The following is a 19752-nucleotide window of genomic DNA, read 5'->3' on the forward strand; positions in this document are numbered from 1 at the left end:
TTTATGAGTAGGTTTTTTGTTCTTATTTTCATCTCCAGTTTTGGCTATGTAATTGGTCAAAATAATGATTTTGAAACCGAAAAAGTTGTTGACTCAATAACGGTTAAAAATACAGAAGAGACTTTTGCCTTATATCTTCCTGCCAACTTTAATAAACAAGAACCGTCTGCAATTGTTTTTATTTTTGATCCTGTAGCAAGAGGAAAGATAGGAATTCAGCCCTTTATTGAAGCGGCAGAAAAGCATAATTACATATTAATTTGTTCCAATAATTGTAGAAATGGACCTTTTAAAGATAATTATAAAAGAATTAATAATTTGTTCGAAACGGTATTTGCTATTTTTAATATTAACCGAGACCGAATATACACCGCAGGTTTTTCAGGTGGCTCCAGATTAGCCACATCGGTAGCTGTTCTTACAAAGCAAATTCAAGGTATAATTGGTTGTGGAGCTGGATTTCCATCTAACAGAATGCGTATGCCAGGTATAGAGACTTTTTCGTATGTAGGGCTGGTTGGCGATGAAGATATGAATTACAAGGAAATGTTTACTGTAAAAGAGTGGTACTCTAAGTTTAACATTGATAATGAACTTTTTATTTACAACGGAAACCATAGTTGGCCTCCTTCTAATCAAATTCTAAAGGCTTTTGATTGGTTAGAGCTTCAAGCGTATAAAAAAGGGATTAAATCTGCAGATGAATCTTTTATTAAGGAAAGTTTTGATAGTAATTATACTTCTGCCGAATTATTAGAAAAGAACAATAAAATTGAACATGCAGTATGGGAATATGAAAGAATAGTTAGAAATTATTCAAGGTATTTTAAATTGGACAGTTTAATTTTAAAAATAAAGGCTTTAAAAAAAAGTAAGAAATATAGAATAGATGCTAAAAAGCGAGAAACTATTAAAAACCTGGAACTTAAGATTACTAAAGCTTTTAGAAGTAAATTTAAATTTGAGTTTGAAAATAATAAGAACAACTACAAATGGTGGGAAAAAGAGTTTAGTAATTTTAGAGATAAATATCTTTTAAATGAAGACGATGATTTAAAAAAAATGGGTGAGCGCATTAACTATTCTATATTTGCCTTAGCCTACGAAACTGGTCAGAAAGAATTACGGAAAAATAATATTAAAAAAGCTTTGTATTGCCATAAGCTAAACACTGTTCTATATCCAGACAAACCCTATGTTTTTTTGAGATTGGCTTTAGATTATGCTTTGTTAGATAATGAGGAAAAGGTAATCGTTAATTTAAAAAAGGCCATTGATAATGGGTTTAATAATAAAGGCTATGTATTAAAATCACCGGAATTGTCAAAATACATAGAAAAAGAAGCTTTTAAAAAATTACTGGACAGAATTTAATGGGGTACAACAATATGGGGTACTTTGTTTAAATTCCAGTCAATAACCAAGCCTCCTGCTAAAGATTGGGCAATTTCTTTACCATAAAGAAACTCACATAAATATAAAGCTGCTTCAAAGCTTTTGGCGCCACCTGCCGAGGTTATATATTTGCCGTCGTGAACAAACAACACTTCTTCTCTAATATCCAGTTTAGGAAACATGGTTTTCATTTTATCAATATCCCCTGGAAATGTAGTGGAAATGGCATTATTAAGCAGTCCTGCTTTAGCCAGAACAAAAGCACCATCGCAATGTGATGTAACAAACTGAGCGTCTTGGTCTACCTGTTTTACGAAATTAATCATAGCTGTATCTTCCAAATCAGAATCTAAATGATGTTCCGCACTTGGTACCACAAGAATATCAATTTTTGGGAGCGCATCTTTTAAATAATTAAAATCTGGAAGAATCCGCATACCTTCAAAGGTTGTAATAGCATTATCTGTATTCGCAACAGTAAACACATTCATGGCTTTTATGCTATCTCTAAAAATAGTGTGCTGAAAAATATCAAAAGGCGCCGTTAATTCTGTATTGTAAGTGCCATCCATGATTAAGAACGCAACATTATATCTATTGGGTTCAAGTTTAGGAAATGACTTCTTATAATCAGCATTTGTGCGGAGCGAAGTCGAAGCATGTTTTGGTAGTTCGTTACTAGTAGTTTCTTCTTTCTTTTTACTTGAAGAGTTACAACTTATAAAAACAAGTATATAGAGCGTATAAAATATATATTTCATGTATTGGCTTTGTTATTTTTCAATTTGAGTTATTTCCATGGCGTTATGAATTTACACGCCATGGTGGGTTCTTTCTGTTTTCTCCAGCATGAAATAAAATAATATTATTTCCGTCCAAATCCTGTAAGCGTGCTTCACGCCATAAATATGTTTGGTCTTCTGGCAATTGGGTAAAACGTATTCCTTTTTTTTGAAGGTTGGTAACTAAATCATCAAGGTTGTCATCTTCAAAATAAATAGTAATGCCGTTACCTTGAGGCATAGCATCTACTTTATGAATTGAAAAGGTACTATTGCCATCTGGGCATTCAAATCGTACATACCTTGGGGCTGCATCTACAATAAGATGCAATCCCAAGGTTTTATAGAATTCTGTTGCTTTTTCTACATCCAATGAAGGAATGGTAATTTGGTTTAAATCCATAAAATTTCTTTTTCTTCTTCGTTTTTAATTTTTTCTTTTCGTCGTTTTAGGGCATTCAAATATTGGCTTAATAAAAATAATAAGAATACACAAAGTGCAGCTAGTAATGTAATAATATACCAGGTATTATCAAAACCTACTTTATCTATTAACTGTAACCCTGTGTTGTGCCCAAAAATATGTGCTATGGAAAACGAAATACTGTATAAAGCCATGTATTCGCCTTGATTTCCTTTTTTAGCTCTGTCTAAGGCAAATGCGTTCGAGAAAGGAAAAGCAATCATTTCTCCAAATGACATTAACAGCATTCCAATTACCAAAACACCAGCCCAATTTGTAAAGTTTAGTATAACGAAACTTAGCCCGGTTAAAATGGCTCCAAAAAGCATTAATCCGGTTTTAGTAAATCTGGTATTTTCTAGCCATTTTATTAAAGGCATTTCAAATACGAAAATGAGGAACCCATTGAGTCCTAATAGTAAACCAATCTCAAATTCACTTAAAAAATGTGCATCTTTATAGTATAATGGCATCGTTGAAAAGTATTGTAAAAAGACAACTCCAAAAAGTACCATAGCCATAAAAAATATTAAAAATGCTTTATCTCCGTATACCGATTTTGGGTTTTCTGTTTTTACATCGTCCAAAGTTTTTACCTTTTTAGGGTTTAAAACATTTACTAAAACTAAAGTTGCTAGTATACAGGTAATACCATCTACCCAAAATAAACCGCCATAGCTAAGCGAGGTAATAATAATACCCCCAATAGCCGGACCAGCAGAAAAACCAAGGTTTATAGCCAGACGGATTAACGTAACAGATCGTATTTTGTTTTCAGGTTTGCTATAAGCGCTTAAAGCTACAAATATAGCTGGACGAAACATATCTGCAACAAGCATAACTAAAAAGATACCAAGGCAGAACAATATGAATGTGTTTAGGAATTGCAAGACTATAAATAGGCCTCCTGTTGCAAGTAAGCTAAATACCATGACTTTGTAAAAGCCAATCTTATCGGTTAATTTACCGCCTAACCATGAACCAACAACCGAACCCAAACCGAAAGCACTCATTATCCATCCGACATCGCTGGGAGTAAAGTTAAGGCTCTTGGTCAGGTATAACGATAAAAATGGAATGACCATGGTACCTGCTCTATTAATAAGTGTAATTAAAGAGAGCCACCATACTTCTGTTGATAAGCCTTTAAAAGTGTTTACGTAATTGTTGAATAAAGTTTTCATTAGTTCTAATTGTTCAGGTTTGTGTTTCTACATATAGTTTTGTTTATTAAATTCTGACCTCCGTCAGGGTTAGCTCAACTATTAAATTTATTTGCCGTGCAACAATTAAATTTCAAGTTTTACTAAAAATAAAAAGTCCGACTGTGAAGTCGGACTTTTTTATATTGTAATATTTTATATTTATATCACCACAATATATGATAAGCCCAACCCTTTCTCTTTAAAGAGGTCCATTGCTTTCTATAAATTGTGACGATGCAGCGCATTTTATTTATTTTGAATCATCAAAGCTATATAAAATATTCTTAAGTTGTATTTTTGAAATAAGATTTTTTTTTTTTCAATTTTAAAAAATCAAGTGAGTCAAAAGCCTTATAGATTTAAAAAATATAAAATTTATGACTGATAATCAGTTAGTTGAAGTCCGTGAGTTAAAATCACCAAAGGGGGCATTTTTATTAGGGCACTTGCCTCAGTTTAATACGTATAACAAACATCAAGTTTTAGAACGTTGGGTTGAAGAGTGTGGCGATCTGTTTAAAATACATTTTGTTGGGAAGGAATTTGTGGTGTCTGCAAACCCAGATATCAACAATAAAATGTTGAGATTAAGACCGGAAGGGTTTAAACGTTTTTCGAAGATCGACGAGATTTTAAAAGAAATGGGGGTCGATGGGGTTTTTAATGCAGAAGGTGATACGTGGAAACGCCATAGAAAGCCCATAGCAGAAGCATTGAGTGTAAAGAACGTTAAGGCATATTATCCTATAATTCTAGATAAAACAAACAGAATTCTTGAAAAGTTTAAAAACTATTCGCAACAAAAAACTATAGTAGATGTACAAAAAGAGTTTATGGCATTTACTATCGATATTACTACGGAAATAGCTTTTGGACATAAATTGGATACTATAAATAACAGAGCAGATAGTTTTCAAAAACATTTGGAAGTTATTTTTCCTATGATTAATACTCGTGTTACAGCACCAATTCCTATATGGCGCTATTTTAAAAGGAAAAAGGATAAAACACTGGATGATTCTTTAAAAGCTATTGAAAAAGTAATTTACGAGTTTATTGATGGTGCTAAAAAGCGTATAGCAGAAAATCCGAAATTAAAAGAACACCCTTCAAACTTTTTAGAGGCATTATTGGTAGAAAATGGCGATGTAAATTTTACAGATAAAGAGATTTATGGAAATGTGTTTACCATGTTATTGGCAGGAGAGGACACGACATCGAACTCATTGTCCTGGGCTATGTTTTATTTGGCACAGCATCCCGAAACCGTAGAAAAAGTGCGAGAAGAGGCTAAGCGTGTTTATACTGAGGATGCGCCAAATAATTATGAAAACGTTGAGGATTTAAAATACGCAAATGCAGTAGCTCAGGAAACTATGCGTTTAAAACCGACAACCCCTCAATTGTATTTGGAATCTAATGACGATATTATTGTGGAGCATGTTGTTATACCTAAAGGCACTAGTATTATTTTGCAGAATAAGGTAGCACAAACGCAAGACGATTATTTTTCCAGTCCAGATGATTTTGTTCCCGAAAGGTGGTTGTCTGGAGGGTGTCCGATGCATGAAAATCATGCGCCCAATGTTATGAGAGCTTTTGGAGGAGGGGCAAGATACTGCCCTGGGATGCATTTAGCAAAAACAGAAATGGTTGTTTTAATTTCAACCTTGTGTAAGCATTTTAATTTTGAATTAGAGGTAGCTCCAGAAGATGTTAGGGAAAAATTTGAGTTTACCATGTATCCGGGAAATTTGAAAGTGACCTTTACACCTGTAGTAGATTAAATAAAAATTAATAGTAGTAGTTATTGATTAATGAAGTAATTTTGGCTTGTCATGCTGAACTTGTTTCAGCTTCTTATATTATAAAAAAACCTACAAGTTATAACCATGAAAAATAAATACGTTTTAGCGGTGCTGTTATTGACAACTATTTTTAGTTGTGCACAAGATAAAAGACCCCTTTTAGGTGAAACGGAATTTCAAAAAAAGATAAATGCAGAATATAAAGATGTAACGACATCGCCTTTAAAAGATAAGGATAGAAAACATTTTGAAGGATTAGATTTCTTTAAGTTCGATTCTGCATATGTTGTAAAAGCGCAATTTAAAAGGACACCAAATGAGACGCCTTTTAAAATGAAAACAACCACAGATAGATTGCCTGTTTATGTGAAATATGGAGAACTGGCTTTTAATTTAAAAGGAGAGGCTTTTAAATTAAATATCTATCAGAATCAAGGGCTTATTAAAAAAGAGGGGTTTGAAGATTATTTGTTTCTCCCTTTTTTAGATGAAACCAACGGTCTTGAAAGTTATGGTGGTGGACGTTATATTGATGCCAGAATTCCGAAAGGTGATAGTATGGTAATTGATTTTAATACAGCCTATAACCCTTATTGTGCTTATAATGATAAGTATTCCTGCCCTTTGGTGCCTAGAAAGAATTATTTAAAGATTAGAATAGAGGCAGGGGTTAAGGTTTTTGGGGAGCATTGACCAAATTAAATCTATGTTAGTTTAATGTGTTCGTGTATGGTTAGTTGCGTTGGCTAGGACTAAATTGGTAAAAAGAAACCGAACCAGAAGAAAACCCGTAGGATTTTCCGAGTACACAAAGACCAAGCAATTATTAACAGTAGTTTTTTAAATTTCTCGATAGAATTCTTCATAAAAATGTTTAGCATTAACCATTGAATAGAGTTCATTTACATGATCTTGGTCTCTATCTCTGTGCGGATCTTTTAAACCATGATAGCCTAATTTCTTTTCAAACTGTTCAGTTTCAATATTGGCTAAAACTAATCTTATTTCTTCACAAAGCACTTCATATTGATATCCAATGTCCATCAACTCCCTTGTTTTTATATCTGTAATAATATAGCGATGCACAACTTTGTTTCTTAAGCCGTAAAGTGTATATAATTTATCATGTTGTTCGTCAGAGAGAATATCCATTAACTTGGCTTTGTCATATATTTTCTTCTCCATTATTGGCCTATCATTTTCGCTTTGAAGTAAATATTCCAATTTAAATAGGCTTGATTTTTCTATGATTTGAAATTTTAATGCAATACATAATCTTAAATATGCATCAATTTGGTTTGCGTTTATTATGATCAGTTCTATAAAAGAGCGATTACCTAATGCTTTATTTTTCAAGTCGAATGATGCTGCTAAAGAGGCGTTAAATTTTTCGAATCTATCACAACTAATAACAAAATCTCTTCTATCTTCACTTAAGCACATTAAAGTAGAAAGACATTTTTCAACTTTTTCAATTTGCTTATTTATTACTTTTAAATTTTTCTTTGTTGGTTGACATATATATTTGGCCATAAAGAAATAATCTTCAACTACTGTAGCCCATAATATCATTTTAAATTCTGAATCTGGAAGTTCAGATTGAATAAATTTTAATTTGTCTTGGTTATATTGACCTTTAGGTAAATTCGAGTTTAACTTATTTTCGTTCTTATGATAACAACTCAATTGGAAACAGCCTTGAGTGTTTTCAAATAATTCAAAACTAAAAGGTGATTTGTTTTCATATCCAGCTACTTCATTTTTATAATACCAATCTAATGGAATTCTAATTTCGAAAATACCCTTTGGATGAGTAAAGTATTTCATATTATAGCTCTAGTAATTACTGCTAACGACCTGATATAAAATCATTTTAATGTTTTAAATCTAAAGCAAAACAAAACTAGAAGAAAATTTTTACAAATTCAAGTTTTCACCTCACCAAAAACATCCCAAAAAATACAGCCAAAAACCCAATAACAAAACTGGCTATAGTGTAAATGGCAAAACTTGTAAAGTCCCCCGATTTTAAAAACATATGGTTTTCATATGCAAAGGTTGAAAAGGTGGTAAAGCCACCACAAAATCCAGTAGCTAATAATAAGGTTTGGTTCTGTGAAAGCGAATCATTTTTTGCTGCTAAACCTAATATGATACCAATAAGTAAACTTCCTAAAATATTAGCCGTAAAGGTACCGTAGGGAAAGCTTGTATCTGCACTATTTAAATATTTACCAATAATATAACGCAGTACACTACCAAAGCCACCACCTAAAAAAACGAGTAAAAGATTCTTCATTAATTTACTTTACAGCAATATATATTTCCGTAACCCAGTCGGCTGGATTGGGTGTGCTCATAGGGTCTGTTAAATACGTTTCTAACATAGGACCATCGGCTGTAAATTCAAAACCATTTTCTGGTATATATTTCATAGCAGATTCCCAGGCTTCTTTTAAATTATCGTAATTGCCATTAAGTGTTGTTTTAACTGCTTTAAAAGGTTTTATTTGACCAGTTAAAATCTCACTATCGGTACTTATCACCTTAGTTGTAGTAGGTACACAAGACGAGAACATAACAGCATTGTTTTTTTCATCCCATTTGTGATAATATGTAAAAGGAGCTCCTGCCATAGTAATATTGTTAGCCATTGCATAGTTACCCACTTTAGGGAGCATTTCGGTCATTTTAGCTTTTAATTCTGTTATTTTACAAGAAGCCGTGTTGTATAAATAATAGCCACCACTGTGATCCGCTATACTATCATCAATTTTTATACTGTATACTTTCATGCTAGCAGAAACAATACTATCTAATTTTTCTAAGCTGCGTTCGTAATGAGGTCCTATTTGTTTTTCCATACCTCCGGTAAAAGTTGCAAAAGCTTTAAAATCGAAAGGCAGATCTTTTCCAGAAATAGTCCAGGTAACATCTGTTGAGCCATCGTCGTTTGGAGTAAACTTCCAATTTACGTCCGAAGAAGGAAAATTTTCAAATTGCATGATTTGTTCAATAGACGCATTAGGAGCCACTTTTAAGGTTTTCATCGTACCAATACCGTGTTTATCTTGCCAGGAGTACGAACCACCAACACCTTTGGTTTGTTCGGGAATTGTAATTAGCATATCTGGATCTGCTTCGACCCAAGACGACCAGGCTTCCCAGTTTTTAAAATCAATAACATTATCGTATATAACAGCAGATGGTGCTTTTATCGTTCTAGTTCTACTAACTTCAAATGAATTAGGTTGTACAGCAATATAAATAGCGGTTCCTATAATTGCTATAAGTAATAAGAATAAAATGTATTTGATAGCTTTCATTTTGGTTTTTTGTGGAATTATTTAAACCAAATATAATCATTTTTAAACCTCGTTTAATAAATTATTATATTTGTTACATCGAAAATGAATTTTTCTTAATTAAATTATTGATTTTTAAATTAATCAATAATTTATAAGCGTTTAACAATCAGTTTTTTGCATAATAATTAAAATTTTTTTAATAAAATGAAACTAAAATCAATATTAAATTTGGTATTAATTGCCACGTTATGTTTATCATGTGGTAATGATAAATCTAAAGACACCAAAAAAGAAGAGGTGGTAGAAGAAAGTACTACTTTTGATTATAAAGTAGAGCAGTTTGCAGATATTCAAATTCTTCGTTATCAAATTCCTGGATGGGAAAATTTAACACTTAAAGAACAAACACTAGTGTATTACCTATCTCAAGCTGGTTTGGCTGGAAGAGATATTATGTGGGATCAAAATTATAGGCATAATCTTAAAATAAGAAAGGCGCTTGAAAATGTGTATTCGAACTATAGTGGAGATAAAACTTCTGAGGACTGGACTAATTTTGAAGTTTATTTAAAGCGGGTTTGGTTTAGTAATGGGATTCACCATCATTACTCGAATGATAAATTAAAACCTGAGTTTTCCTCAGATTACTTAAAGCAATTATTAGCAGATACCAATACCACTTTAGAAGGTGAAGCTTTTGACGTTATTTTTAATGATGCCGATGCAAAAAAAGTAAATCAGGCAAAAGGAGTGGACAACGTAGGACTTTCTGCGGTTAATTTTTATGGCCCAAATGTTACTAATAGTGATGTACAGCGTTTTTATGCTGCAAAAAAGTCTCCGAATCCGGAAAAGCCATTATCATTAGGTTTAAACTCTCAGTTAGTAAAAGAGAATGGAGAATTAAAAGAGCGTGTTTATAAATCTGGTGGTTTATATGGTACGGCCATCGACGAAATTGTTAAATGGTTAGAATTGGCTCAAGGTGTAGCAGAAAATAAAGCTCAGGGTGATGCTTTAGGTTTATTAATTGAGTATTATAAAACGGGTGATTTACAGATATGGGATGATTACAATGTTGCCTGGACTTCTGCTACTAAAGGCAATATTGATTATATAAATAGTTTTATTGAAGTATATAACGATCCGTTGGGCTACAGAGGTTCTTATGAGTCAATTATTCAAATAAATGATTTTGATATGTCTCAAAAAATGAAGGTATTGTCGGATAACGCCCAGTGGTTTGAAGATAACTCGCCGTTAATGGATGCACATAAAAAGGATAATGTTGTTGGGGTTAGTTATAAAGTTGTTACAGTAGCAGGTGAAGCGGGCGATGCCTCTCCAAGTACACCAATAGGTGTGAATTTACCTAATTCGAGCTGGATAAGAAAAGATGTGGGAAGTAAATCTGTTTCTTTAGGAAACATTATACATGCTTATAGTAATGCTGGTGGCAAAAGTCGCTTAAAGGAATTTGTGCATGATGAAGAAGAGCTAAGGTTAGAAGAGACATACGGACAATTAGCCGATAAGTTACACACAGCTTTACATGAGGTAATAGGTCATGCCTCTGGGCAATTAAACCCAGGCGTAGGGGTTACGAAAGAAACACTAAAAAATTATGCATCAACTTTAGAAGAGGGTAGAGCGGATTTAGTTGGGTTGTATTATTTGTATAATGCCAAATTGCAGGAACTTGGTCTGGTTGATGATTGGAAGCTTGTTGGTAAAACAGCTTACGATGGTTACATTAGAAATGGTCTTATGACGCAATTAATCCGATTAAACTTAGGCGATGATGTTGAGGAAGCCCATATGAGAAACAGACAATGGGTAAGTGCTTGGGTATTTGAAAAGGGTAAGAAAGATAATGTCATTGAAAAAGTTAAGCGTGATGGCAAAACGTATTTCAATATTAACGATTATGAAAAGTTGCATGATCTTTTCGGGCAGTTATTGAGAGAAACGCAACGTATAAAATCTGAAGGTGATTTTGCAGCCGTGGAAGCTTTAGTTGAAGGTTATGGTGTTAAAGTAGATAAAGCCATACATGAAGAGGTTTTAGAGCGTAATAAGCAGTTTTCATCGGCACCATACAATGGTTTTGTAAATCCTGTATTAGTAGCAGATAAGAATGAAACAGGTGAAATAATAGGGGTAAAAGTGACACAACCAGAATCCTTTGCCAGTCAAATGTTAGATTATAGTAAAAACTATAATTATTTGCCCGAGGTAAACTAGGTTTTTATTCTTTCAAAAACATAAAATAAAAGAACAGACCCTTAATTAAGGGTCTGTTCTTTTATTTACACTAAAAGTCAAAAGAATCAAATTAACAACAATAAGGATGCTAATTATAATTAAAATTTTCATTTTTTGAGTTTGTTTGTTAAACATTAGATGCAAAAGTTTTAAAAAGGTTGCGTAAAAATCTTGCAACTATTTATATAACAAGTGAGTTATTATTTTTCCTACCATGGAGCTACTATAATTACACTTAAAATACATTATTGGGTGGTTAAAACCATATAAATCATCTAAAAACAGTTTAAAACTTACAGTTAAAGTAGGAATTTTAATATTTTTTGTTCACATTAGTTTAATATATTAAAAAAACAGGTAAACAATGTTTTGTGATGTCAACACCTGCCTGCCGGTAGGCAGGGAGCGAAGTATGAGCCCTTCGACTGAGCTCAGGATAAATTTTCGAGATATCTCATAATGATGAGATTCTTCCTCGATAGCTTCGCTATATACGTTCGAGTAAAATGTATTTTACTCTCCGTAGCGTTCGGGATGACAGAATCCCTTTATTCAAATATACAAATATCTGATTATCAGGTTTAATATGCCAAACTGACGCTAACTAAATAATGTTTTGATATTTGGTTTTCTGTCTTATAATTACACTTAGTTTTAGCTATGCATTGGAGTGCGTAGGCGTATTTACTGTAACTAAAAAATTCCCGATAAAGGGAATTTTTGTATTATCTATGTTAGTTATAGTTAGCCAAGTATGTCTTAGGTTTTGGTTAGTTTATATATAATTTTAAATGCCAAAGTGCCAGCATATCTATCGTAGTAATAATTGTTATCGGATATTTCAATGGCATTTACAGTTTCTCCATTAACTTGAATTTCTTGACCTTCAAGATTTAATAAGAAGTCTTTTGGTTTTCTATATGAAATTAATTCATAGCTAAGCCCTAATGAAAAATCTCTGCTGAAACTATACGAAATACCAAGACCACCGCTTATTTTTTGGTTAAAAACGTCTCCCGACTCTGCACCTTTTAATGTTACCAGATTTACAACACCTATAATACTCCATTCAGATATTCTGTGAACTTGTCCTATTTCAGCGCCATCTTTATCGGTAATTCTGTATGCTCTTCTTTTGTTATAGGATATTGGTACAGAGACGGCTGTGGATAAAACAAAGCTTGTTTTTTGGGCGTTAGATATTAATAGTGTGTTATCTATTGGTGATATTTGGGCTACCTTTAAATTTTCTAATGCGTTGTTAAAGCCTAAGCTTAAACCGAACGAAATATTTTCACTAAGTGAGCCAAATTCCTTTTCATCTTGCTCTAGTTGAGTTAAAGCTTTAGAGGTATTGTTAACAGACAAGGGGCCTAATGGGGTAGGTACAGAGTCTGTTTTGACTGTTTTTTGGGTTTCATTCGGATTATACTTTTTAAATACTTTTTGTTGGCTTAATGCAGTAGAAGTAAGTAATAAGGTAAAGAACACTACGGTTATTTTTTTCATAATTAATAAGTTTTAATAGTTTTTAGTTTGTGTTGTAATTCTTTAAATAAGCTTTATTGGTAGTTAAATTTTAAAATATAACTAGATTTCCTTTTTTGTTATGCAAATACCCTTAAGATCTTTTAGATGATTGGGTTATTTGTTGTTTGGAGTAGGAACCAAAAGACCAGCTAAAGCACCTATAGATGCGGAGGCTATCATGATAAAAAAGGAATCGATTTCTCTTTTCTCTCGAATAATTTTGCCCTCCAGGTTTGTATATTCAATAATGGGTGACCATATTGAAATAACCGTACTTACTATAATACATAATAGTAATGCTGCGCCAACAATGTAAACGATTTTTAGAAAGACAAATTTATCTTCCATTGGCGATTTATCCGATACCTCGTTCATGAACTTAATAGGATCTTTTGTAAATTCCCTTTTTATCGTTTCTGAGCTTGCTACCTTTTTTCTAAAATCAGCAAAACTTTTTACTTCTATGTTTTTCTGTATCATACTTTTTTTGAATTTAAATTGATATTATTCAAAAGTAGATTACAAAAGGGCGTAAGGAAATACCCGATTGGGGGTATTTTTTAGAGATATAACTAAAATTTATACTTTTTTTCTATGGCATAGCGTAGTAATTCACCCTTGCCTTTTAGACCAAGAATACGAACCATGTTTTTTCGATGGGTATCTACGGTATGAACTCCTATAAAAAGCAATTCAGCAATTTCGCGAGATGTTTTGCCTTGCCCTATGAGCTCTAAGATTTCTATTTGACGCTTAGTCAATACACCTTTGTTTTTCGATGAAGCTTTCGAAGTTAAGGCGTTGATATTGATATTGCCATCAAAGTAAGTTTCTCCTTGGTGTACTTTAATAATGGCTTCATGAACCTCTTTTAGGGATGAGTTTTTTAAGATATACCCTGAAGCACCGGCAGCGATCATTTGTTCGATGGCGTCTACCTGATCAAACATGGTAAAAGCCAATACTTTTATTTCGGGGAATTCTTTTTTAATGTATTTGGTTGCCGTAATACCGTCCATTTTTGGCATTCTAATATCTGTAACAACAATACCGGGGCGCTTTAAACGAACCAGAGCTAATAGCTCTTCGCCGTTGTTTGCAGTACCTACAATAGAAATGTTCTCTTCGTACTCCAGAAGTAACCGTACGCCATCAATTAACGATTGATGATCTTCAGCTATAGCTAGTCGTATCATATTGGAATATCTATTATTATGGTAGTGCCCTTATCTAGTTCAGACTCTATAGTCATGGTGCCTTCTAAATGTTCAACACGTTTATCTATACTACTAATTCCCATACCTTTATTTCTGGTTGTTATTTGATTGGTATTAAGACCTTTACCATTGTCTTCTACCATGATATTTAAAGTGTCTTTATGGTTGGTTAAATGGATCATAGCCTCGGTTGCCTCTGCATGTTTAATAATATTAGCGATCAATTCTTGGATGATTCTGAAAATAGTAAGCTCTAAACTATTTTCTAGCCGGTCTTCTAATCCGTGATCTAAAACATTGATAGAGATTTTGTTGGAAACAGAAATTTTATCTGCCATATTTTTAATGGCTTTTAACAAACCTTGTTTGGCAATCATGCCAGAATTTTTAGCATGAGCTATAGAACGTATTTTTAGATAAGCTTCGTCCAATAGGTTGGTGGTTTTATCGTATAACTCAGGGGTTTGCTTGTCTTTGAGAGCATCAAAATGAAGCTTCACAGTAGCCATAAGTCCGCCCAAATCATCGTGTAGGTCGTTTGCAATGCGTTGACGTTCTTTTTCTTGCCCCTCGATCATAGCATCAATGCTCATAAGTTCCTGTTCTTTTAAAACAGTTGCAAGTTTTTGAGTTTCTAATGCTTTTTCTTGCTCGGCTAGTTTTTGTTTTTTTCGTGTGTTTTTGTATAGCAAGAATACTGTTATACCTCCAAAAAGTATAAAAGCCAAAGATCCAATTAATAAATTTCGATTTTGTTTTCGTTTAGATTCTATTTCCAGGTTATCTGCACGGAGCTTTTCATTGTCGTACTGTTCTTTGATTTTTGATATTTCAATGTTTTGTCTGGTGTCGTTTATAGAATCGTTAATAGCTAATAATCTTTCAGCAGATAAAAACGCGTTTTTGAAGTCATCAATTTCTTTATATGCGTTAAGTTGGTTATTGTAATATATTGCTCTGGTTTTTAAGTCGAAATCGTTCAGATCGTAATTGCTGGTTTTCTTGTAAAGTTCGATAGCTTTTTCATGATTTTCTGCCAATTCGTATGCCTTAGCCTGATTATTATAGTTTATAGATATAAACTGATCTAAATTTAGTTTTTGAAAAACCTTCATTGATTTTTTATAAAATAATAAGGCAGAATCTGAATCTTTTTTTATTGAATAATAAGATGTACCAATGTTCATTTCAATTAAGGCAACTCTTAATGTGTCTTTTATTTTATTTAGTTCATCAATGGTTCTACGATAATAAAGAAAGGTGTTTTTAAAATCATTTTTATTAGAATGAATTCCAGCAATTTTAGAATATGCCCGTGCCATTCTTAATGGCTCTTTAGTGGACTTAGCATAATTAAAGTATTCATCTAAATAGGGGTGTGAATCTATATCAAGATTACTTTGATGCGTCAATAAATCGTAAATTTCGTAGTTAGTATCTGCGACAAACTTTAGGCTATCTATTTGTTCAAAAAAAGTAATTGATTTTAATAGCTCTTTATAAGATAGATGATGTTGATCTTTTCGTTTCAAATAAATTCCATTGTAATAGGTGTATAAACCTTTTTCAAATACTGTTTTTTCTAGAGGTTTGATTTTTTTGAGTTCAATTTCTGCAGAATCTAGTTCTGCATTATTAAGGTATCGATCTATATTATTAAAATCAATATTTTGAGAAACGCAAAAACCAGTAATGAAAAATATTACTGGTAAAATCAAAGATTTTATATGTTGTTCTTTGTTAATCAAATACTTACGATTATTGCGCCGTCTTTGGATTCTGGTGTTAGACTTCTAAGCTCACAGGAGTAAGAATTGCCACAGCTTTCTTGGTTCACTATAAAAAGTAGAGTGGCAAATTTATTTTTTGAAAGGTTTAGATGCCCAAAATCCGAATTACTAGCAAGAAAAGGGTTTGATTGGCCATTTGTTAGACCTCCTTTTTTGGAAAGGTGTATGGCTATATAGTCTCCAAATTCAGCATTGTCTACTTTACATTCCATGACTTTACATATTTTGTATTCGTTTGCTCCTATATTTTGAAGGTCAAAATCTATTTTGGTTACATTGTCATTTGCGTCCCAAGTTAAATTGGAGTAAAGATTAATTTCGTCGTCATTAAATAGTAGATGTCTATTTTGGTCTTCAACTCTCCAAGATCTAGTTTGTAAATTTAAATTATTCATGCTTTTTGTTTTATTGATTATGGTTATTGATAAAATCTAAGTTTAAGTTTTCTGATAGTGTGAACCTATCGATTAAGCTAGTATGTATATCGCCATTAAAAGTAGGACCTGTCTCAGTTCGCTTATATACTTCTTGCTTTAGAGGAAAAGAATAATTAAAGATTCGAGATAAATTGTTTGCAACTGAAAAACATCGAGTTGTGGATTGAGAATCAGGATCAACTGCTATCCATTGAGCCTCCTCCGCAAAAAGTAACCCAATAGCAACTGGTGGCATATCATCATTCTTTTTTTTGAAAACCAGAGCGCCAGAATCTCCTCCATTGTGAATTCTTTCGATGAGAAGTTGATGTCTAAATATTTTAATTTTATTAGGAAATAAAGGATCCCTATTTTTTATTGTAGCATTTATTGAGATTATTTTGCCTTCATTTTCAACACTTTTATTTTTACCTCGACCGTAGCCATTTTGAAATACAGGCATTCCAATTTTTGGGGCTTCAACAGTCCACATTAGATTGTTTTCTCCATATTTAAGCCGATACTCTTTTACAGTTTCATTATTAAAAGAGATAAAACCTACTTCTCTTTCAATATCCATATTGTGCCAGAATAGTTCACCTCTTACCACATTATCACCGTACGAATATGTATCTTGACCTAGAAGAGCTGTTTTGCCTGCAATAACATGCCAGTTAGAAATCCCAAAGAGTTTATTTGGGAATTCTAATAACTGAAAAACACCGCCTAATGTTCCAGGATTACCACTTTCTGTTTTAATTGGTTGGCCTCCTAAGGCGTAATCAATCCACTTTTTATCTGTATTTATATCACTTTCATTTGTGCCATTCGTAGTATGTAACAAAGGATCATTTACTCGGTTATTTAAATTTGATTGTTTTTTGTATTCATAGTCACGAAATTCTATCTTTTTTACATAAACTTGAGAACTAAATCTATTGTTTTTTATTTTTAAATTATAATTAGAATTTTTTTTGCTTTTAATTTTATATGAGTAATTAAGGTATTGTCTGTATTCTGATGGCACCGGAAGGTATTCTGGTATTTTATTTTCCCCCCAATTTCCTATATATGCGTTAAAAGGTTTTATACTTGAATCTATTATGACTATTTCCTTAGAGCTAGTTCCTATTTCTAGCTTGTAACCAAAATTTTCTTCCCCAGAACTGGTCTTAACAGTATTTTCTACAACAGCAGCATAGGTGACATCGTCTATTGACATTAGCCTATTTTCATAAAACTCTAATACTTCATTAGCTTCCTTTTGACTCATATATTTCATGTTTTTAAACTTAGATGTTCCTTTTGCCAAAGGAGAGGGCGTAGTAGGAGAGGATAATTTTTCCATGAGAGTTTTGATTAGTTGATTAATTAATACTGCAAAGGTGTAACGAGATTTCATACAAAAAAATACCCAATCTTGGGTATATCAGTTAGTTAAGATATCAAAATATTTTAGTTTAAAGAAATTTCGTATTATTATGTTGTAAATTCAGAATCGGTTCTTCTTATAAAGAAATCATACATAAGTAGTTAGAGCCAGTTTTTTATAAGCACGATATACAGAAATAAAAAAAGAGAAGCAATTGCTTCTCTTTTTTTTATAATATGCTAGTAATAAGTTAAATGTAACCTATTACTTAAGGTAAGTTTACTTTCTTACAAATGTATAAGTATCTGTGTAAGTTGTACCATTTTCTGTGTAAGTATCAGTAACCACTAATTTTCCATCTACGATTTGTACTTTACCAGATTCTAGTATTAAGTCTCCGTTAGGATATTCCTCGTTATATTCAGAATTAATAAAATCTTCATATTTAAACGAAACCAATGTTAACGTTTTATCGGTTTCATTATATGCCCATTTACCAGTTTCTTTACTTTCATCTTTTTCGATTTCGTCTGAGTAAACAGCACTACAATCTACTTTTGAAGCTTCAATATCTAAGACTTTTTCTTCTGTGTTTTCAGTTACAGAAAAATCGCCATTACTGCTAATACTAAGTGCAAGATCTTCTTTAATGACTTTATAATAATCAGCTTCGATAGATTGATCATTATTACAATCAACGGTGTATTTGTCATCATCCTCGGTTGAGCTTTCTAAAATCCACTCACCAATAATATCTGCATTACCACCCCATGCTTCAACTTCTACACAAATGGTAACAATTTGACTAATGTTGTTCTCTGAATCATAAATACATAAGTCTCCACAAAATTTTCCTGGAGGGAAATCGCTTCCAAAGTCTACATCAATTTCATACTCACCATCTACAAGGCTGTTGCTCTTAAACAAAGAACTTCCTTTTGAAGAAGGAGTATTTTTAGTATTATTAGATTTACCAGTTTCGAAACTGGATACCGGAATATCGAAATATTCAGAAGCTGTATTGTCATCTGAATCTTTAAATAATAAATAAGCACCAGCAATGTTTGTTTCTGTTGTAGAGAATCTTACATTGAAACCAGCATTTTGATATGCCTCGGCTTGATCTGAACTTAATTCAAGATTTATTGTACTATTAGGTGCTGGAGGGGTTCCTTGATTTTTTGTAGCTCCTTCAATAGAAATATCAGAGTTTAAATTTGACAATGGTACAGGAACATCTTCCAGTTGGTTTTGCTGATTAGCTAATTCACCTCCGCCATTATTGTCATCCGACGAACAGGAGTACACTAATATTGAAAAAACGAATAAAGTAAATAAAGATTTTAAAGTTCTCATAAAGTTTTTAAAAAATTGATTAGTAATAATTTAAGTTTTGCATATCTATAACTTTAGTTTGGTTTTACAAAGTATCTGAAATAGATTACGCAAAAAAAAACAAAATAATCGACAAAAAGCTATAAACACCGATAAAGTGTTTATTTGAATAAAAACTTTATAGCTACAATGAACAAAATGAAGGATATAAATGCTAATAATATCCATATGCTACCTGAGTAAAAGCGTTTATGTAGTTTTAAATCTTTTCTGTAGGTAAAACCTATTATAATAGCGAAGACGATAAAAAATAAAACCCCGAAAATGATTTGACCTTTACTAAACATATAGTTATTTTTATGCAAATTTAAGAAAACACTAAAGATTTCCTTGTTCAAGGAAATGAAAAAATATTTCATTTATGAAAAACAAAATAGAGGCAGTAAAAGCGTTTCATACAGCTTTTAAAATAGGGCATAGGGAAACTCCCAAGGCAGATTTAGGATTGGCAAAGAACATGTTGCGTTATAAGTTAATGCGTGAAGAGAACGAGGAATATCTTGATGCTGCAAATAATAACGATTTAGTTGAAGTAGCAGATGCTCTTGGAGACATGCTTTACATTTTATGTGGCACTATTATAGAACACGGCATGCAATATAAAATTGAAGAGGTATTTGATGAAATACAACGCAGTAACATGAGCAAATTGGGTGAAGATGGACAACCCATTTACCGAGAAGATGGTAAGGTACTTAAAGGGCCTAATTATTTTAAACCTAATATTGAATCTATACTTGATAAATAAAAAAAAGAGAAGCCAAGCTTCTCTTTTTTTTATTTACATGCTGTAAAAATAAATTGAA

The 19752-nt window shown here is 32.3% G+C and carries 18 protein-coding genes; 5 read left to right on the forward strand and 13 right to left on the reverse strand.

All coding sequences use genetic code 11. The annotated features are described in order from the left end of the window. Positions 1–3: 3 nt before the first annotated feature. On the forward strand, positions 4–1374 hold the full coding sequence (locus tag C1H87_RS20715) for a hypothetical protein (protein ID WP_102757646.1): 1371 nt from the start codon (positions 4–6) through the stop codon (positions 1372–1374). Here the strand turns inward: C1H87_RS20715 and C1H87_RS20720 are convergent. Genes C1H87_RS20720 through C1H87_RS20730 form a run of 3 tightly spaced genes read right to left on the reverse strand, consistent with a single transcriptional unit; the run spans position 1371 to position 3824 of the window. Further along, positions 1371–2156, reverse strand: coding sequence for a DJ-1/PfpI family protein (locus C1H87_RS20720; protein ID WP_102757647.1), 786 nt, complete (start codon positions 2154–2156; stop codon positions 1371–1373). The two genes, C1H87_RS20715 and C1H87_RS20720, sit on opposite strands and share 4 nt — an antisense overlap. A gap of 43 nt (positions 2157–2199) precedes the next feature. Continuing rightward, a complete protein-coding gene (locus tag C1H87_RS20725; RefSeq protein ID WP_102757648.1) occupies positions 2200–2580 on the reverse strand; it encodes a VOC family protein in 381 nt (126 codons plus the stop codon). Continuing rightward, positions 2571–3824, reverse strand: coding sequence for an MFS transporter (locus C1H87_RS20730; RefSeq protein ID WP_102757649.1), 1254 nt, complete (start codon positions 3822–3824; stop codon positions 2571–2573). The genes C1H87_RS20725 and C1H87_RS20730 overlap by 10 nt, the downstream gene beginning before the upstream one ends. Before the next feature lie 398 nt (positions 3825–4222). On the opposite strand from C1H87_RS20730, the gene C1H87_RS20735 reads away from it, so the two are divergent. Next, positions 4223–5632, forward strand: a complete 1410-nt coding sequence (locus C1H87_RS20735) for a cytochrome P450 (RefSeq protein ID WP_102757650.1) — start codon at positions 4223–4225, stop codon at positions 5630–5632. Between the two features lie 105 nt (positions 5633–5737). Then, positions 5738–6346 carry a DUF1684 domain-containing protein gene (locus C1H87_RS20740; RefSeq protein WP_102757651.1) on the forward strand — a complete coding sequence of 203 codons (609 nt, stop codon included), beginning with the start codon at positions 5738–5740 and terminating at the stop codon, positions 6344–6346. 147 nt (positions 6347–6493) lie between these two features. Here the strand turns inward: C1H87_RS20740 and C1H87_RS20745 are convergent, their stop codons facing one another. The 3 genes from C1H87_RS20745 to C1H87_RS20755 form a co-directional block, all read right to left on the reverse strand. Continuing rightward, complete coding sequence (locus C1H87_RS20745; RefSeq protein ID WP_102757652.1) at positions 6494–7480, reverse strand: hypothetical protein; 987 nt, start codon at positions 7478–7480, stop codon at positions 6494–6496. Positions 7481–7586: 106 nt separating this feature from the next. After that, complete coding sequence (gene crcB / locus C1H87_RS20750; protein WP_102757653.1) at positions 7587–7952, reverse strand: fluoride efflux transporter CrcB; 366 nt, start codon at positions 7950–7952, stop codon at positions 7587–7589. Between the two features lie 4 nt (positions 7953–7956). Continuing rightward, positions 7957–8979, reverse strand: a complete 1023-nt coding sequence (locus tag C1H87_RS20755; RefSeq protein WP_102757654.1) for an SRPBCC family protein — start codon at positions 8977–8979, stop codon at positions 7957–7959. A 186-nt stretch (positions 8980–9165) separates the two neighbouring features. Between C1H87_RS20755 and C1H87_RS20760 the strand changes: the two genes are divergently transcribed. Then, positions 9166–11205, forward strand: coding sequence for a dipeptidyl-peptidase 3 family protein (locus C1H87_RS20760; protein WP_102757655.1), 2040 nt, complete (start codon positions 9166–9168; stop codon positions 11203–11205). A 780-nt stretch (positions 11206–11985) separates the two neighbouring features. Here the strand turns inward: C1H87_RS20760 and C1H87_RS20765 are convergent. The 7 genes from C1H87_RS20765 to C1H87_RS20795 all read right to left on the reverse strand — a co-directional run bounded on the left by C1H87_RS20765 (position 11986) and on the right by C1H87_RS20795 (position 18907). Then, complete coding sequence (locus C1H87_RS20765) at positions 11986–12735, reverse strand: hypothetical protein (protein WP_102757656.1); 750 nt, start codon at positions 12733–12735, stop codon at positions 11986–11988. A gap of 135 nt (positions 12736–12870) precedes the next feature. Next, the gene (locus C1H87_RS20770) at positions 12871–13236 is read right to left on the reverse strand and encodes a hypothetical protein (RefSeq protein ID WP_102757657.1); all 366 of its coding nucleotides are present in this window, start codon (positions 13234–13236) and stop codon (positions 12871–12873) included. Positions 13237–13328: 92 nt separating this feature from the next. After that, complete coding sequence (locus C1H87_RS20775; protein ID WP_102757658.1) at positions 13329–13952, reverse strand: response regulator; 624 nt, start codon at positions 13950–13952, stop codon at positions 13329–13331. After that, the gene (locus C1H87_RS20780) at positions 13949–15721 is read right to left on the reverse strand and encodes a tetratricopeptide repeat-containing sensor histidine kinase (RefSeq protein ID WP_158655311.1); all 1773 of its coding nucleotides are present in this window, start codon (positions 15719–15721) and stop codon (positions 13949–13951) included. The genes C1H87_RS20775 and C1H87_RS20780 overlap by 4 nt, the downstream gene beginning before the upstream one ends. Next, entirely contained in the window at positions 15718–16158 is a 441-nt protein-coding gene (locus C1H87_RS20785) for a hypothetical protein (protein WP_102757660.1), read from the reverse strand. The genes C1H87_RS20780 and C1H87_RS20785 overlap by 4 nt, the downstream gene beginning before the upstream one ends. A 10-nt stretch (positions 16159–16168) precedes the next feature. Beyond that, positions 16169–17527, reverse strand: a complete 1359-nt coding sequence (locus tag C1H87_RS20790) for a hypothetical protein (protein ID WP_102757661.1) — start codon at positions 17525–17527, stop codon at positions 16169–16171. Positions 17528–17830: 303 nt separating this feature from the next. Next, positions 17831–18907: a hypothetical protein gene (locus C1H87_RS20795; protein WP_102757662.1), complete on the reverse strand. Its 1077-nt coding sequence runs from the start codon at positions 18905–18907 to the stop codon at positions 17831–17833. A 400-nt stretch (positions 18908–19307) separates the two neighbouring features. On the opposite strand from C1H87_RS20795, the gene C1H87_RS20805 reads away from it, so the two are divergent. Beyond that, positions 19308–19694 (forward strand): pyrophosphohydrolase domain-containing protein, encoded by a 387-nt coding sequence (locus C1H87_RS20805; RefSeq protein ID WP_102757663.1) that lies wholly within the window; start codon positions 19308–19310, stop codon positions 19692–19694. Positions 19695–19752: the final 58 nt, after the last annotated feature.

This window comes from Flavivirga eckloniae (assembly GCF_002886045.1).
GTDB lineage: Bacteria > Bacteroidota > Bacteroidia > Flavobacteriales > Flavobacteriaceae > Flavivirga > Flavivirga eckloniae.

Coding starts and splice junctions, on each gene's coding strand:
- C1H87_RS20715 (WP_102757646.1), top strand. CDS start 4: ATGAGTAGGTTTTTTGTTCTTATTTTCATCTCCAGTTTTGGCTATGTA.
- C1H87_RS20720 (WP_102757647.1), bottom strand. CDS start 2,156: ATGAAATATATATTTTATACGCTCTATATACTTGTTTTTATAAGTTGT.
- C1H87_RS20725 (WP_102757648.1), bottom strand. CDS start 2,580: ATGGATTTAAACCAAATTACCATTCCTTCATTGGATGTAGAAAAAGCA.
- C1H87_RS20730 (WP_102757649.1), bottom strand. CDS start 3,824: ATGAAAACTTTATTCAACAATTACGTAAACACTTTTAAAGGCTTATCA.
- C1H87_RS20735 (WP_102757650.1), top strand. CDS start 4,223: ATGACTGATAATCAGTTAGTTGAAGTCCGTGAGTTAAAATCACCAAAG.
- C1H87_RS20740 (WP_102757651.1), top strand. CDS start 5,738: ATGAAAAATAAATACGTTTTAGCGGTGCTGTTATTGACAACTATTTTT.
- C1H87_RS20745 (WP_102757652.1), bottom strand. CDS start 7,480: ATGAAATACTTTACTCATCCAAAGGGTATTTTCGAAATTAGAATTCCA.
- crcB (WP_102757653.1), bottom strand. CDS start 7,952: ATGAAGAATCTTTTACTCGTTTTTTTAGGTGGTGGCTTTGGTAGTGTA.
- C1H87_RS20755 (WP_102757654.1), bottom strand. CDS start 8,979: ATGAAAGCTATCAAATACATTTTATTCTTATTACTTATAGCAATTATA.
- C1H87_RS20760 (WP_102757655.1), top strand. CDS start 9,166: ATGAAACTAAAATCAATATTAAATTTGGTATTAATTGCCACGTTATGT.
- C1H87_RS20765 (WP_102757656.1), bottom strand. CDS start 12,735: ATGAAAAAAATAACCGTAGTGTTCTTTACCTTATTACTTACTTCTACT.
- C1H87_RS20770 (WP_102757657.1), bottom strand. CDS start 13,236: ATGATACAGAAAAACATAGAAGTAAAAAGTTTTGCTGATTTTAGAAAA.
- C1H87_RS20775 (WP_102757658.1), bottom strand. CDS start 13,952: ATGATACGACTAGCTATAGCTGAAGATCATCAATCGTTAATTGATGGC.
- C1H87_RS20785 (WP_102757660.1), bottom strand. CDS start 16,158: ATGAATAATTTAAATTTACAAACTAGATCTTGGAGAGTTGAAGACCAA.
- C1H87_RS20790 (WP_102757661.1), bottom strand. CDS start 17,527: ATGGAAAAATTATCCTCTCCTACTACGCCCTCTCCTTTGGCAAAAGGA.
- C1H87_RS20795 (WP_102757662.1), bottom strand. CDS start 18,907: ATGAGAACTTTAAAATCTTTATTTACTTTATTCGTTTTTTCAATATTA.
- C1H87_RS20805 (WP_102757663.1), top strand. CDS start 19,308: ATGAAAAACAAAATAGAGGCAGTAAAAGCGTTTCATACAGCTTTTAAA.